We start from the raw sequence: 14277 nt of genomic DNA on the forward strand, positions 1-14277 counted from the left end.
GGACACGATACGCCACAAAATATCGGTTGGAAATATTTTTATCGAGATTTTATGGATTTCCCTAATGCCCGGGGATTTCATCGAGAATCGACTAGAATCTAGCCATCGCTCATGAGAGGGGGCACCCAGCCGCCCGAGACGCATGCCTGGAATCCCATTGGAACTACCGCCCCTGGCCCACGCAGCCGCCCCCACCACGCTCGTGGGCACGGCCTATGCCGCCCTGCGGCGCGACATCATCGAAGGCAAGCTTGCGCCGGGCTCGCGCCTGCGCGTGGAACACCTGAAGGATTCCTATGGAGTCGGCGCCGGCACGCTGCGCGAGGCGCTGTCGCTGCTGGTGTCCGATGCGCTGGTGGTCTCCCACGGCCAGCGCGGCTTCCATGTCACGCCCATCTCCATGGAAGATTTCCTGGACATCACCCGCAATCGCATCCTGCTGGAGTGCGAAGCGCTGCGGCAGGCCATCCAGGCCGGCGACGACGTCTGGGAAAGCCGCATCATCGCCGCCTTCCACCGCCTGAGCCGGGCCGAGGAACGCCTTGCCACGAATCCGGTCAACCGCTTCGACGAGTGGGAAGACCGCAACCGCGAGTTCCACCAGGCGCTGATCAGCGCCTGTACGTCACGCTGGATGCACCACTTCCTGGGCATCCTGTACCAGCAGGCGGAGCGCTACCGGCGGCTGGTCGTCACGCGCAAGCCCATTCCGCGCGACGTGCACGACGAGCACCGCAACATCCTGGAGGCCTCGCTGGCGCGGGACGGCGAACGCGCCGGCCAATTGCTGTCCGAGCACATCAGCACGACCTACGAGGCGGTCAAGCACCTGCCGGCGGACCTGTTCACGAACGTCACGCCCATCGCCGACGGCGCGGCGGCGCCGTAGGGCTCCGCCCGGGGACTTTGCCCTCCCCCGTATTACGCCTGCCTATCAAACGGACATAAAAAAGGCGGTGCCCAAAGACACCGCCCGACTCCCGCCCCCCTCGGCCCCAGGATGCGGTGGATCCGGCTCCGCCGGTCGGGGAAACCCACCCCCAAGCGGCCTTCGGCCGCGCCCCTCAAGGGGCGGCACTAGCGGACCGGCAGGAGAGCCCACCCCACGCGGCCTATGGCCGCGCCCCCAAGGGGCGGCACTAGCGGACCGGCAAAGCCGGATCCGCGGCGCCCTGGATCTAGTACCGGTTTTTTGGTACGCCACACCGTTACTACCGCTGGCAGCCAGCGAAGCACGGCTGCCACAACCCAAGAAACGGGTACTAGACCCAGGATGCGGTGGATCCGGCTCCGCCGGTCCACCCGCATCGCCCCCTGGGGGGCGCGCGTCAGCGCGTAGGGGGGGTCAAATATCCAACACCAGCTTGGCGCCCTTGCAGCCCGACACGCAGACCATCATGGTCTTGTTCGACTCGCGCTCGCGCTCGGTCAGCACCGAGTCGCGATGCTCGGGCGTGCCTTCCAGCACGGCGGTCTCGCACGCGCCGCACACGCCTTCGCGGCAGCTGTAGTCGGCGTCGACGCCGGCTTCCAGCAGCGCATCGAGCAGCGACATCCCGGCCGGCACGTCGATGGTCTTGCCCGACTTGGCCAGCTCGACCTGGTAGCTGCCCTCCTGCGAGGCCGTGACTTCGCCGGCGGCGGCGAAGCGTTCGATGTGCACGTTCTGGTAGCCCAGTTCCTTGCAGGTGGCCTCGAAGGCGTCCAGCATGGGCGTGGGGCCACAGCAGTAGAAATGGGTGTCCGCCGGCTGCGAGCCCAGCAGCTCGCGCAGGTTGGGCGGGCCGCCGGCCTGGTCGTCGAAGCGCGTCGTCACCTTGCCGCCCGAGGCCACCAGCTCGTCGACGAACGCCGCCTCGCTCTTGGTGCGCGCGCAATAGACCAGTTCCACCGGCTTGCCAATGGCGCGCAGGCGGTTGTACATGCAGAAGATGGGCGTCACGCCGATGCCGCCGGCCAGCAGCACCGACTTGGCCGCCGACTCGTCCAGCTCGAAGTTGTTGCGCGGCGGCGCGATCTTGATGGTCGAGCCCACGCGCAGCTGCTCGTGCACGAAGCGCGAACCGCCGCGGCTGTTACGGTCGTTCAGCACGCCCACCACGTAGCGATGCCGCTCTTCGGGCGAGTTGAACAGCGAATAGCTGCGCACCAGGCCGTTGGGCAGATGCAGGTCGATGTGGGAGCCCGCGGCGAAGGCAGGCAGTTCTTCGCCCGTGGGCGAGCGGAACTCGACACTGATGATGCCCTGCGCTTCAAGGCGGATGGCGTGAACCAGTACCGTAAGGAGTGAGCTGCTGTTCATGAAAAGGTCGGAAAAAACGGTTATGCGTCGGCACGCAGGGCGATGTCGAGCCGCGCAAACGCATCGATCTCCACGGTCAGACCGGGAAAAACGAGGCCACGCACCTCGACCAACGTGGAACACGGATAAGGCGCCCGGAAGAACTCCTTGCGGGCCCTTCCGACTTCATCCTTGTCCTGGATGTTCGTCACGTAAATCACCAGTTTATAAATATTTTGCACCCCTCCGCCAGCGGCCTCGACCAAAGCGCGGATTTTGCCTAGCACAATCAGGGTTTGTTCGTAGGTGCCCAGCGGTGCGGCGGCCGTGGATTCAGGGTTGGCCGTCATGCCCGACATCGAGATTTCATTGCCCAGGACCAGGCAATTGGACCAGGTGGCCGTCTCGCGCTCGGGCACCGACGGCGCGATGACGCGGCGCGCCGCCGCGCCGCCGCTCATCGCCGCCTCCAGGCGCCGCGGATTCCCCGGACGGAGAATCCATGCCCGGCACGGCGGCTCACGCCGTCTTTCCTTTCAGTTGCTCGAACTGCTCGGTCGCCAGGTTGCGCAGGTGGCGGCGCAGGCGGACCAGCCCGATGTCGTGCTGGTACAGGTTCTCGCGCTGGTTGGCGTCCGGTTCCATGACTTCCAGCACTTCGCGGTCCTGCTCCAGCACCGCCCAGTGGCGCGCTTCCAGCCGGTTGCGGTACAGGAACTGCCACGCATGGCGCTGCCAGCCCGAGACCTTGCGGCAGCGCCAGTGGAACACGGCGGCCAGGTTCTCGGAAATGGGCGTGTAGGTGCCGACGATAGCGAAGCTGCCGCCGGGGCCGCCGGTGGCGGGATACGGGATCTCGAGCCGCAGCCAGTGCAGGCCGGTATTGGCCCACTCGGTCCAGTCGAAGTTCACGCCGCGCTGGCCCTTCTTCTCGAACACGAAGCCGTGCTCGGTGTCGCGCACGCCGAACTCCGCCACCGAGGAACCTTCGGCCATCGAGTGCGACTGCTTGTGCAGGTAGGTCCCGTGCATCGGGTCCATGACGTTGTCGATGACGTAGCGATAGTCGCCGCGCCACTCGGTGTAGCACAGGAAAGAGGCGAACTCGTCCGAGACCAGTTCTTCCGGCAGCGTGAAATCGGGAGCCTCGTCCACGTTGTTGGCCGAGTTGTACAGGAACACCGCGCCGTTGCGCTCGACCACGTGGAAGGAACGCGCGGCGCGCTTGCCTTCCAGGCTGCAGCCGGGGCTGCCCGGCACGTTGGTCACCACGCCGTCGGCGCGCACCTGCACGCCGTGGTAGCCGCAGGCGATGCGGTCGCCCAGCAGGATGCCGCGCGACAGCGGCGCGCCACGGTGCGGGCAGTGGTCTTCCAGCGCGTACAGCTTGCCGGCTTCGTCGCGCCAGAACACCAGCTTCATGCCCAGGCGGCGCAGCGACACGGGCTTGTCGGTAATGAAATTGGACGGACAGATCGCGTACCAGGTGTCTTTCAGGCCGTTCGCGAGCAGGGTGTCGGGGCTATCGATCTTGATCATGGCGGACTCCTCAGGCGGTCTCGGCCAGGCGGGCCAGTTCGGATTGCAGCAGTTCCTCGGTCCAGGGCACGCCGTTGGGGGCCGGGGGGCCGGCATGGTTCAGGTAGTCGACGATGGGAGCCAGTTCATGCTTGCCCGCCGCGAACGCGCGCTCGAGCGAATCGCCCAGCAGGCTTTCCCATTCCGTGGGAGTACGGCGCCGCGCCTGATGCGGTTCCAGATAACGGTCTTCTTGCATCATTTACCTCCGTTGCGTACGCGTTCGCGGATGCGTTCGCGAACGGGAACAAAGTCATAAGTGGGATAGCACTCGGTGCGGAACACGCCCCAGGCCGAGCGCTCGAGCTCGACATTGACCGTGGCCAGCAGATGCGGCGGCACCTCGAGCGTCACGATCTGCCCCAGCCCCATCGCCACGGTCCAGGACACGATCTTCACGCCCTCGGGCGGGAACCGTTCCCACCAGTCGGCTTCTTTCAGCTTGGTCTGGACCGCGTCCAGATTGTTCGACTGATCGTGCTTGAGCAGCACGGTCAACATCACATTCGCCGGCTCGGCCATACGTCGCCCCTATTTCTTCTCGGTAAGAAACTTGCCGTCGGGCGCCTTGGCGTTCTTCTGGCGGCGGGTGTTGCCGTCCAGGCCGCCGTCGATCGCCCATTCGGCGAACACCGTGGGACCGGGCTCGAAATCGCGGGCTTCCCACTCGGCGTCCAGGTAGTCGTCGTCGGCGTAGTACTCGATCAGGCCGCCGCCCGGGAAATTGAAATACCAGAAGTAGGCCGACGATATCGGATGGCGGCCCGGGCCGAGCTGCGTGCTCCAGCCATGGCGGGCCATCGCCATGCCGCCGCCGAACACCTCGTGGATGTCGCGCACGGCGAACGCCACGTGGTTCAGGCCGGCGCGCGGCTGCGGCGGCTGCAACAGGAACAGGTCATGGTGGCCGCCCTCGGGCGCGCAGCGCAGGAAGGCGCCCTTGCCCGGATAGCGGTCGGAAGCCACGAAACCGAAGTTCTCGGTGTAGAACTGCTCGCAGGCCTTCACATCCTTCACGAAGAACACCACGTGGCCGACCTCGATGGGCGTGGCGCGCTCGTAGATCGGGCTGCGCTGGTTGCGACGGGCCTTGGTGCCCCAGGTGTTCATGCCCGGGCTGTCGAGGTCGATGTCGATCTTGCGGGTGGTCTGGAAACGCACCGCCAGGCCGTTGGGGTCGGTACAACCGACCCGCCCGCCTTCGTTCACGTAGCCCGGCTTGTCCTTCAGGCGAGCGGCGAAGCGCTCCAGCACTTCGTCGCTGGACACGCCCCACACCACTTCACGCAGCGTCGGGCCATCCTCGATCGCCGGCGGCAGGCCCGGGAAATCGGTGGTCTTCACGATCACCCGGCACTTGTTCATCGACTCGAACACCAGCGACTTGTCGGTTTCCTCGGCCAGCGTCAGGCCCCAGTCGGACAAGAACTGTTTGCACGCGGCCAGATCGTCGGCGCCGTAGGTGATTTCGTCTATACCCAATACGTCCATCATATCTCTCCAAAACTTGGTGCTCCGCACCAAGACGCCCCACCTAGACCAGGGCACGAAGGATCCGGCTCCGCCGGTCCTTCGCCGCCCGCCCCCTGGGGGGCGCGCGTAAGCGCGTAGGGGGGAGCCCTACACTGCCCAAGGCAAAGGATTCTGGTTCATGCCCCAGTACATGCCTTTCTGTTCCATGTACTGCAGGATGCCGAGTCGGCCCTTCTCGCGACCCAGGCCGCTGTCGCGCCAGCCGCCGAACGGCGTGGAAATCGAGAAGAACTTGTAGGTGTTGATCCACACCGTGCCGGCCTGCACGGCGCGGCCCACGCGCCAGGCGCGCTTGTAGTCGCGCGTCCAGATACCGGCGGCCAGCGCGTACACACTGTCGTTGGCCTGCTCGATCAGGTCCTCTTCGTTGTCGAACGGCATCGCCACCAGCACCGGCCCGAAGATCTCCTCCTGGCTGATGCGCGCCCGGTTGTCCAGGCCCTCGATGATGGTGGGGCGATAGAAATAGCCCTTGTCGTAGATGCCGCCTTCCGGACGATGTCCGCCGGTGCGGATGCGGCCGCCCTCGGACACGCCCAGCTCGACGTAGCGCTCGATCGATTCGCGATGGCGGCCGGTGATGAGCGGGCCCATCTGGGTACGCTCGTCGGCAGGGTCGCCCACGCGCAGCGCCGCGGCGCCCTTGGTCAGGCGGTCCAGGAACTGCTCGTAGATGGACGAGGCGACGAACAGGCGCGACCCGGCGATGCAGGATTCGCCCGACGAACTGAAGATGCCGTACAGCACGCCGTTGACGGCATGGTCCAGGTCGGCGTCCTCGAACACCATGGTGGGCGACTTGCCGCCCAGTTCCAGAGACACCGGCATCATCTTGTCGGCCGCGATGTGGGCGATGTGCCGGCCGGTGGTCGTGCCGCCGGTGAAGGACACGCGCTTGACCAGCGGGTGCTTGGTGATGGCGTCGCCGATGATCGAGCCCTTGCCCGGCAGCACGCTGATGATGCCCTTGGGCACGCCGGCCTCTTCACAGATGGCGGCTAGGTCCAGGGCCATCAACGGCGTGACTTCGGCGGGCTTGACCACCAGGGCGTTGCCGGCGGCCAGCGCCGGGGCCATTTTCTGGGCCTCGCTGGCGATGGGCGAGTTCCAGGGGGTGATGGCGGCCACCACGCCCATGGGGTCGTACACGCTCATGGAAACGTAGTCGCCGCGCGACGGCGTGATCACTTCCTCCAGCGTCTCGCAGGCGGCCGCGAAGAACTGGAAGGTACCCGCGGCGCTGGCCACCAGCGCGCGCGTCTCGCTGATGGGCTTGCCGTTGTCCAGGCGCTGGCGCTGGGCCAGGTCCTCGGCGCGCTCGCGGATCAATTGCGCGATCCGGTACAGCACGGCGGCGCGCTCGTGCGGCTTGCGCTGGGCCCAGCCGCTGGTGCGGAAAGCCTTGTGCGCGCCCTGGATCGCCTCTTCGACGTCGTCCAGGCTGGCCGCGTTCAGGTAGGCCACGGGCTCGCCGGTGGCCGGATACACGGTCGCGTAGCGGTCGCCGCCGCCCTCGCGCCAGACGCCGGCGACGCAGATGGGAAGATTCTTGTCGGAAATCAGCATGGTTCAGGCTCCCGCCTTGTCGGTCGCGGCCTTGACCGGGGGACCCGCGAACTTGGTGTTGAAGCCGCCGACCGACAACATGTCGATCTCGACGATGAACGGGCCCTTGGCGGCCAGGCCCTGCCTGAGCGCGCCTTCCAGCTCGTCCAGGTTCTTGACGCGGGCATGGCCCAGGCCCATGGACTGCGTCAGCAGCGCATAGTCGGGGGTATGCAGTTGCACGTAATGCTTGCGCCCGCCATAGACCGCGTCCTGGATGTTCTTGATGACGCCGTACGACTGGTCGTTCATCAGGACGATGAGCATGTCGGCCTGTTCCTGCACGGCCGTCGCCAACTCGCCCAGGTTCAGGATGAAGCCGCCGTCGCCGGCCAGCGTGAAGGTCTTCTTGCCCGAGCCGGTCACGGCCGCGCCGACGGCGGCGCCCACGCCCATGGCCAGGCCCAGCCCGATGCCGCCGCCCAGGGCATGCACGCCGGCCTTGGGCTCGTGCAGGCAGGGCAGGCGGTTGCCCCAGATGCTGTTGGACAACGTGACGTCGCGGACCCAGTTGAAGGACTCGCCCACCACCGACTGCAAGGTGTCGATCAGCCGGGTGTACGGGCCGACGTCATCGCGCAGCTTGGCCATCGCGGCCTGCTTGGCGGACCGGATGTCGTCCAGGAACTTGGGATCGACCGACATCTTGCCTTCCAGGCGGTCGGCCAGGCCCTTGAGCGCCAGCGTCGCGTCGCCGTTGACGAAGAAATCGGTGGTATAGGCGCGGCCGTCCGCCTGCGAATCGGCGTCGATGCGGTACCGGGTCGCGGGCAGCTTGATCGCGTACTTCAGCGTCTCGTTGCTGCGCAGGCGCGAGCCGACCACCAGCAGGGCGTCCACCGTCTGGTAGAGGTTCTCGACCGGCTTGGCGACCGTGAACGAACCCAGGCAGGCCGGGTCGTTTTCCGGGATCACGCCGCGGCCCTGCGTGCTGGTGATCACGCCGAAGCCCATCTTGACCAGACGGCGCACCTGTTCGCCGGCCTGGCGGGCGCCACCGCCCAGCCACAGCAGCGGGCGCTTGGCCTGGGCCAGGCGGTTGGCCAGTTCGTCCAGCGCGGCCTCGGACGGCGCCAGGGGCACCACGGGCAGCGGATTCAGGTCGGCGGGTTCGTCGATCAGCGCGGCCTGCACGTCGATGGGAATCTCGATGCTGACCGGGCCGGTGGGCGCGGTCATGGCGATCTGCACGGCGCGCTTGACGATGCCGATGGCGGTCTCGGGCGTACGGATGCGGAACGCGGCCTTGGAGACGGCCTGCAGCATGTCGAGCTGATGGTTGGCTTCGTGGATGAAGCCCAGGTTCTGGTCCAGGTAGGGGCTGTCGATCTGGCCGGTCAGGTGCAGCAGCGGCGTGCCGGCGGTGATGGCTTCGACCATCGAGCCCGCGGCATTGCCGGCGGCGGTGCCGGTGCTGGTCACGGTCACGCCCAGGCCGCCGGTGGTGCGGGCATAGGCGTCGGCCATGTTGGTCGCGCCCGCCTCGCCCCGGGCCATGACGAAGCGGATGTTGCCGCGTTCGCCGAAGGCGTCCAGGATGGGCATGTTGTGGATCGAGATGACCCCGAATGCCGCCTTGACGCCGCAGTTCTCCAGGAACTGCGCAATGGCTGCGCCGACGGTGATACGGTTGACATTAGGCATGACGGCAAACCCCTCCGGAAATATCGATATGGCTGCCCGTCGTGTAGGAAGACAAGGGCGTGGCAAGGAAGAAAATGGCCCGCGCGGGCTCTTCGGGGCGGCCCAGGCGGCCCAGCGGGATCTGTTTCTCGGCGGCGATGCGGCCCGTCCATTGTTCCCAGGTCAAGGAGCGATCCTTGCGCTCTTCGTAGCGGCGGCGCCATTGGCCCGATTCCACCAGTCCCAGCAGGATGCCGTTAACGCGGATCTTCTTGGGGGCCAGTTCGAAGGCCAGCGAGCGCACCAGGTTATGGATGCCGGCGCGCGCGGCCGACGTGGCCACCATGTGCGGTTCGGGCTGGATCGCCAGGAGCGAGTTCACGCACACGATCGCGGCGTCCTCGCTCAGTGAAAGCTGCGGGATGAAGCTGCGGGTCGGGTTGATGACCGAGAAGAACTTCAGTTGGACTTCGTCCAGCCACGCCGAGTTCTCGGTGCTGGCGAACGTGGACACGCGGCCCTGGCCGGCGTTGTTGACCAGGATGGACGCCGTTCCCAGTTCTTTCTGCACCTGGGCGGCGAAAGCCTCGACCTGCTCGGGCACCAGCACGTCGCACCGGGCCGCGAGGATGCGGGCGCCGGGAAAGCGCGCCAGCAGGCCTTCCCTGGCCTGGTCGAGCTTGTCCTCGTTGCGGCCGCAGAAGGCGACTGCAGCGCCGGCTTCCAGCAGCAAGCCGACCGTCGCGAGTCCGATGCCCGAGGTTCCCCCCGTGACGACGGCGACCTTCCCGTCAAGCTTATACATAGTCATCAGGCAACCATTCCGTTCAGTTTTTCATCGAGACCGTAGGCGGCATCCTGCCCACGGTAGTTGAGCAAAGAAGAAAGTTCGGCGGCGCTTTCGCAGACGCTGCGCGCCAGGCGCTCCAGGCGTCCGGCCTCGAGCGGCACGGCGGGCATCGCCACGCCCAGCGCGGCGGCGATGGCGCCGCCCTGCTCGCGCACCGGCGCGGCCAGGGTGGAGATGCCCGACTCGAAGAAGCCTTCGTGCAACAGATAGGGCCGCCGGCGGTCCTGCACCAGCAGCGCGTGCAATTGTTCCACCGAGCGGGGCGTGAACGCGTTGACGACGGGCAGCGTCCCCTGCGGGTACAGCTCGCGCAGCGCTTCCAGGGACATGTCGGCCATCAGCACCCGGCCCAGCACCGTGGCATGGGCCGGCAGGCGCGTGCCGACGTTCACCGAGCTGGCGAGGGGCGTGTTGGCGGCGGCCTTGGCGACGTAGACGATGTCCGCGCCGTCGCGCACCACCAGATGGCAGGAGAGATTGAATTCGTTGCGCACCCGCTCCAGCAGGGGCGCCCCCAACTGGGTCAGCTCGAGCGAGGCGAGGTACTCGAAGCCCAGGCGCAGCACGGCCATGCCCAGCGAATAGTCGCGGCCGTTGTCCGCGCGATGGATGAAGCCCATGCGCTCGAGCGTGGCCAGCAACCGGAATACCGTGGTGCGGGGCACGCCCAGCCGACGCGCCAGTTCGGGCGCGTTCATGGCGCCCTGGGCCTGGCCGACCTCGCACAGCACCCGCAGGCCGCGCTCGAGGCCGGGAACGACGTACTTGTCCTGCGGGGTTTCCTGGGGGGAAAGCGGGTTCACGGCGCGCGCTGGGGTTCGGACGAGTGGCTAAGGGATGCGCATGGATATCGTTTCAAATATGAACTGACAATCCATACACGGAACAGAACGAAATATAGCCGCTCCGCCCCTTCGTCGGCACTAGGGTAAACCCGAAATCGTGGTATTCAGCGGGCTTCGGCGTCCAGGCCCAGCACACGCAGCCGCGCGCGCAGCCGCCGTATCTCGTTGCTCATGTCGAGGATCAGCGCCGCCGCGTCCAGGCTGGCATCGAAATCGCGCTGCAGGTCGCGGGCAGCCAGCGCCCGCCGCAGCGCGGCGCTGTCGAAGCACCAGTCGGCCGGACGGCCGCTGGCCTCGATGATGCCGACCTTGACCAATTGCAGCACCCAGGCTTCCTCGGCGCCGCAGGCCCGGGCCAGGTCCCCGGTGCTGAGCGGCTGGTCCTTGCCCACCAATGTGGCGGTGACGGCCACCGTCTTCATCGTCAGTCTCCCAGGTTCCGGCGCGGGTCGAAGGGTATTTCCTGCGCCAGGTGTCTATAGGCGGCCTTCGCCTTTTCGGTATCGGCGGGCGGCCAGGCGATCTCCAGCACCAGATAGAGGTCGCCGGCCGGGTCGCCCGGGATGCCCCTGCCCTTCAGGCGCAGCTTGCGGCCGTTGCGCGAGTTCGCCGGCACGCCGACCTCGACCGGGCCGTGCGGCGTGGGCGCCCGCACCGTGGCGCCCAGCGCGGCTTCCCACGGGGCCACCGGCAGGTCCATGTACAGGTCGCGGCCCTCGGCCCGATAGCGCGGGTGGGGCTTGATCCGGACCTCGAGATAGAGGTCGCCATTCTCGCCGCCGCCCAGGCCGGGCATGCCCTGCCCCGCCAGCCGGATGAACTGTCCCTCGCGAATCCCGGCCGGGATGCGGACGCTCAGCGTGCGCGTCTGCAGCCGGGGCTGGCCGTTCTCGTCGTGGCCGATGGAGCGCAGCGAGATGTCGCGGGTCGCGCCGTGCAGGGCGTCGTCGAGGTCGATCTCGATGGCGGCGTGATGATCCTCGCCCCGGGCGCGCATCTGCGCGCCGCCCGGACGATGGCGCGCGCCGAACAGCGACGAGAAGAACTCGCTGAACGCGGCGTCGTCGCGAGGACTGGCCCCGCGGAACTCGAATCCGCTGTCCCAGTCGGGCGGAGGCCGGAAATCGCCGCCGGGCGAGACGCCGGCCGCCAGGTTGTCGTAGGCGGCCCGCTTCTCGGGATCCTTCAACACCTGGTAGGCCTCGTTGACGTCGCGCATGCGCTGCTCGGCGTCGGCCTCCTTGCTGACGTCCGGATGGTACTTGCGGGCCAGCTTGCGGTAGGCCTGCCGGATATCGTCGTCCGACGCCCCCTGCTCGACGCCCAAAGTAGCGTAGTAGTCCTTGAACTCCATAGCCGCGGTCTCGCAAAGTAAAGTGCGCCCCCTGCCGTGGGATGGACCCGGCGGCCGAAGACGCCGGCCCGGCACACCGCCGGGCCGGCCAGTTACTGTCTTATATGTGGGACACGCCGACCGATTTCAATCGTCGGGGGCGAAGACCGGCCTTCGTCCGTTTCCAGTCTATCAGGGCGGGCCGGACAGCAGAACCTCGTTGATTTGTGCCGTATCCTTCGAGGACTTCATTCGAACTCAAGGAACGGCGTCCCTCATGCACGCGCCATCGGACTACGTCGGCCGCTTCGCCCCCAGCCCCACCGGCCCCCTGCACCAGGGCTCGCTGGTGGCCGCGCTGGCCAGCTACCTGGACGCCCGCGCCCACGGCGGGCGCTGGCTGGTGCGCATCGAGGACCTGGACGCTCCCCGGGTCGTGGAAGGCGCCGACCGCGTCATCCTCGAGCAACTGCGCGCGCTGGGCCTGCACTGGGACGGCGAGGTCCTCCACCAGTCCTCGCGCCACCAGGCCTACCGCGACGCCTTCGATGCGCTGCGGCGGCAGGGCATGGTCTACGCCTGCGGCTGCACGCGCAAGGAAATCGCCGACTCCATCCTGAACTCGCGCGGCTACCTCCCGCCCGGCGAGCTGCCCTATCCGGGCACCTGCCGCGACGGGCTGCACGGCAAGCCGGCGCGCGCCTGGCGGCTGCGCGTGCCGCCGGGCGACGTGCGCATCGAAGATCGCTGGATGGGGGTGATCGAGCAGGACGTGGCGGCCGACGTGGGCGACTTCGTGCTTTTTCGCGCGGACGGGATGTGGGCCTACCAATTGGCCGTGGTGGTGGACGATGCCTGGCAAGGCGTCACCGACGTCGTCCGCGGCGAGGACCTGCTCGGATCGACGCCCAGGCAGAAAGTCCTGCAGACGCTGCTGTCCCTGCCGGTTCCCCGCTGGATGCACGTACCGGTGGTGGTCAATGCCGACGGGCAGAAACTGTCGAAGCAGACCGGCGCCGCGGCGATCGATACGCGCCGGCCGCTGGCCGCGCTGCAGGAGGCATGGCGCCACCTGCAATTCGAGCCGCTGCCGGCGGCGGACGCTCCGGCCTTCCTGGCCAAGGCCACGGACCGCTGGGCGCGGCGATGGGAAATACGCGGGGGGTGAGGCCGGGGCGCGGCCGGCGCCCCGATCATGCGCGGCGAGAAACTCAGTCCTTCTTGCCGCCGCCCAGCAGCACGGCCAGCGGCCGCTTGGCGGAGGTGCGCGCCGGCACGGGAGGCGCCTCGGTGCGGGCAGGCTCGGCGCCGGCCGCGGGCACGTAGGGACGGAAGAAGAAATCGTCGACGGGCTTGGACGGCGGCTCGTAGCGATGGCGTTCGCCGCGCTCGCCGCGTCCGCCATGGCTACGGACCGGACGCTCGCCGCGCGACGAGGCCAGCAGCGAGGCGGGCAGGTCCAGCTGGCCGCGCGGGATCTGGCGCTTGATCAGCTTCTCGACGTCGAGCAGGAACTTCTCTTCCTCGGGCGTGAACAGCGCGATGGCCTCGCCCGTGGCGCCGGCGCGGCCGGTGCGCCCGATGCGGTGCACGTAGTCCTCGGCGTTATAGGGCAGGTCGTAGTTGATCACGCAGGGCACGCCGGCCACGTCCAGGCCCCGGGCCGCGACGTCGGTCGCCACCAGCACTTCCAGCTCGCCGGCCTTGAAGGCCTCGAGCGCCTTCATGCGATCGGCCTGGGTCTTGTCGCCGTGGATGGATTCGGCGCGCACGCCGTCGCGCTCGAGCTGCCGCGCCAGGCGGGCGGTGCCGATCTTCGTGTTGGAGAACACGATGACCTGCTTCAGGCCGCGCGACTTGACCAGGTGCACGACCGCTGCACGCTTGGCGTCGCCGCTGAGCTTGTAGGCGATCTGGCTGACGGTGTCGGCGGTGGCGTTGCGCGCCGCGACCTCGATCTCGACCGGCTGCGTCAGGTACGAGCGCGCCAGCTTGCGGATCTCGTTGCTGAAGGTGGCCGAGAACAGCAGCGTCTGGCGCTGCTGGGGCAGCAGGCGGATGATGCGCTCGAGATCCGGCAGGAAGCCCATGTCGAGCATCCGGTCGGCCTCGTCCAGCACCAGCATGCCGACCTGGCCCAGGTTGATGGTCTTTTGCTCGACGTGGTCGAGCAGGCGCCCCGGCGTCGCGATCAACACCTCGCAGCCGCGCCGCACTTCTTCCTTCTGCGGGCCGATGTCGACCCCGCCGAAGACCACGGCCGCGCGCAGGGGCGTGAACTGGCTGTAGCGCTTGACGTTGTCGGCCACCTGGTCGGCCAGCTCGCGCGTGGGCGTAAGGATCAGCGCGCGGACGGGATGCCGTGCCGGCGAGGCGCTGTGGTTGGCCAAGGGCATGAGCCGATGGAGGATGGGAAGGGTGAAAGCCGCGGTCTTTCCGGTTCCGGTTTGCGCTGCGCCCATTACGTCGCGGCCGCTGGTGACGACCGGAATCGCTTGCGCCTGGATAGGCGTCGGAATGGTGTACCCGGTGGCGACGACCGCCTTGAGTATGTCGGGGTGCAGGCCGAAATCGGCAAAAGAACTGGGCCCTGATGCCGCTGTATCTGTCATGGTGGGCGGACCACCAA

General features: G+C 67.6%; 15 protein-coding genes. 2 read left to right on the forward strand and 13 right to left on the reverse strand.

What is annotated here, in order from left to right; all coding sequences use genetic code 11:
* Positions 1–157 precede the first annotated feature (157 nt).
* Entirely contained in the window at positions 158–889 is a 732-nt protein-coding gene (locus N5K27_RS20050) for an FCD domain-containing protein (protein ID WP_242621595.1), read from the forward strand.
* A gap of 456 nt (positions 890–1345) precedes the next feature.
* Here the strand turns inward: N5K27_RS20050 and N5K27_RS20055 are convergent, their stop codons facing one another.
* The 12 genes from N5K27_RS20055 to N5K27_RS20110 form a co-directional block, all read right to left on the reverse strand.
* Positions 1346–2302 carry a PDR/VanB family oxidoreductase gene (locus N5K27_RS20055; protein WP_087840785.1) on the reverse strand — a complete coding sequence of 319 codons (957 nt, stop codon included), beginning with the start codon at positions 2300–2302 and terminating at the stop codon, positions 1346–1348.
* Positions 2303–2322: 20 nt separating this feature from the next.
* Positions 2323–2742, reverse strand: coding sequence for a RidA family protein (locus N5K27_RS20060; RefSeq protein WP_087840786.1), 420 nt, complete (start codon positions 2740–2742; stop codon positions 2323–2325).
* A gap of 58 nt (positions 2743–2800) precedes the next feature.
* On the reverse strand, positions 2801–3820 hold the full coding sequence (locus N5K27_RS20065; RefSeq protein WP_087840787.1) for an aromatic ring-hydroxylating dioxygenase subunit alpha: 1020 nt from the start codon (positions 3818–3820) through the stop codon (positions 2801–2803).
* Between the two features lie 10 nt (positions 3821–3830).
* On the reverse strand, positions 3831–4061 hold the full coding sequence (locus N5K27_RS20070) for a recombinase-like helix-turn-helix domain-containing protein (RefSeq protein ID WP_207958609.1): 231 nt from the start codon (positions 4059–4061) through the stop codon (positions 3831–3833).
* Positions 4058–4381, reverse strand: a complete 324-nt coding sequence (locus N5K27_RS20075) for a hypothetical protein (RefSeq protein WP_087840789.1) — start codon at positions 4379–4381, stop codon at positions 4058–4060. Before N5K27_RS20075 ends, N5K27_RS20070 begins: the two co-directional genes overlap by 4 nt.
* A 9-nt stretch (positions 4382–4390) precedes the next feature.
* Positions 4391–5350, reverse strand: a complete 960-nt coding sequence (locus N5K27_RS20080; RefSeq protein ID WP_087840790.1) for a VOC family protein — start codon at positions 5348–5350, stop codon at positions 4391–4393.
* Positions 5351–5479: 129 nt separating this feature from the next.
* The gene (locus N5K27_RS20085; RefSeq protein WP_087840867.1) at positions 5480–6955 is read right to left on the reverse strand and encodes an aldehyde dehydrogenase; all 1476 of its coding nucleotides are present in this window, start codon (positions 6953–6955) and stop codon (positions 5480–5482) included.
* Positions 6956–6961: 6 nt separating this feature from the next.
* A complete protein-coding gene (locus N5K27_RS20090; RefSeq protein WP_087840791.1) occupies positions 6962–8641 on the reverse strand; it encodes a thiamine pyrophosphate-binding protein in 1680 nt (559 codons plus the stop codon).
* Complete coding sequence (locus tag N5K27_RS20095; RefSeq protein WP_087840792.1) at positions 8634–9431, reverse strand: SDR family oxidoreductase; 798 nt, start codon at positions 9429–9431, stop codon at positions 8634–8636. The genes N5K27_RS20090 and N5K27_RS20095 overlap by 8 nt, the downstream gene beginning before the upstream one ends.
* Entirely contained in the window at positions 9431–10273 is an 843-nt protein-coding gene (locus N5K27_RS20100; protein ID WP_087840793.1) for an IclR family transcriptional regulator, read from the reverse strand. Before N5K27_RS20100 ends, N5K27_RS20095 begins: the two co-directional genes overlap by 1 nt.
* Before the next feature lie 146 nt (positions 10274–10419).
* Complete coding sequence (locus N5K27_RS20105; protein ID WP_087840794.1) at positions 10420–10737, reverse strand: chaperone modulator CbpM; 318 nt, start codon at positions 10735–10737, stop codon at positions 10420–10422.
* Between the two features lie 2 nt (positions 10738–10739).
* Complete coding sequence (locus tag N5K27_RS20110; protein ID WP_132979374.1) at positions 10740–11669, reverse strand: DnaJ C-terminal domain-containing protein; 930 nt, start codon at positions 11667–11669, stop codon at positions 10740–10742.
* A gap of 256 nt (positions 11670–11925) precedes the next feature.
* Here N5K27_RS20110 and gluQRS point away from each other — a divergent pair, with 256 nt between their 5' ends.
* The gene (gene gluQRS / locus N5K27_RS20115; RefSeq protein ID WP_279818329.1) at positions 11926–12816 is read left to right on the forward strand and encodes a tRNA glutamyl-Q(34) synthetase GluQRS; all 891 of its coding nucleotides are present in this window, start codon (positions 11926–11928) and stop codon (positions 12814–12816) included.
* Positions 12817–12859: 43 nt separating this feature from the next.
* On the opposite strand, the gene N5K27_RS20120 is transcribed toward gluQRS, so the two are convergent.
* Positions 12860–14260 (reverse strand): DEAD/DEAH box helicase, encoded by a 1401-nt coding sequence (locus N5K27_RS20120; RefSeq protein ID WP_279818331.1) that lies wholly within the window; start codon positions 14258–14260, stop codon positions 12860–12862.
* Between the last annotated feature and the right edge of the window lie 17 nt (positions 14261–14277).

Origin of the sequence: Pigmentiphaga sp. GD03639, from assembly GCF_029845405.1 — a bacterium.
Taxonomy (GTDB): Bacteria; Pseudomonadota; Gammaproteobacteria; order Burkholderiales; family Burkholderiaceae_B; genus Pigmentiphaga; species Pigmentiphaga daeguensis.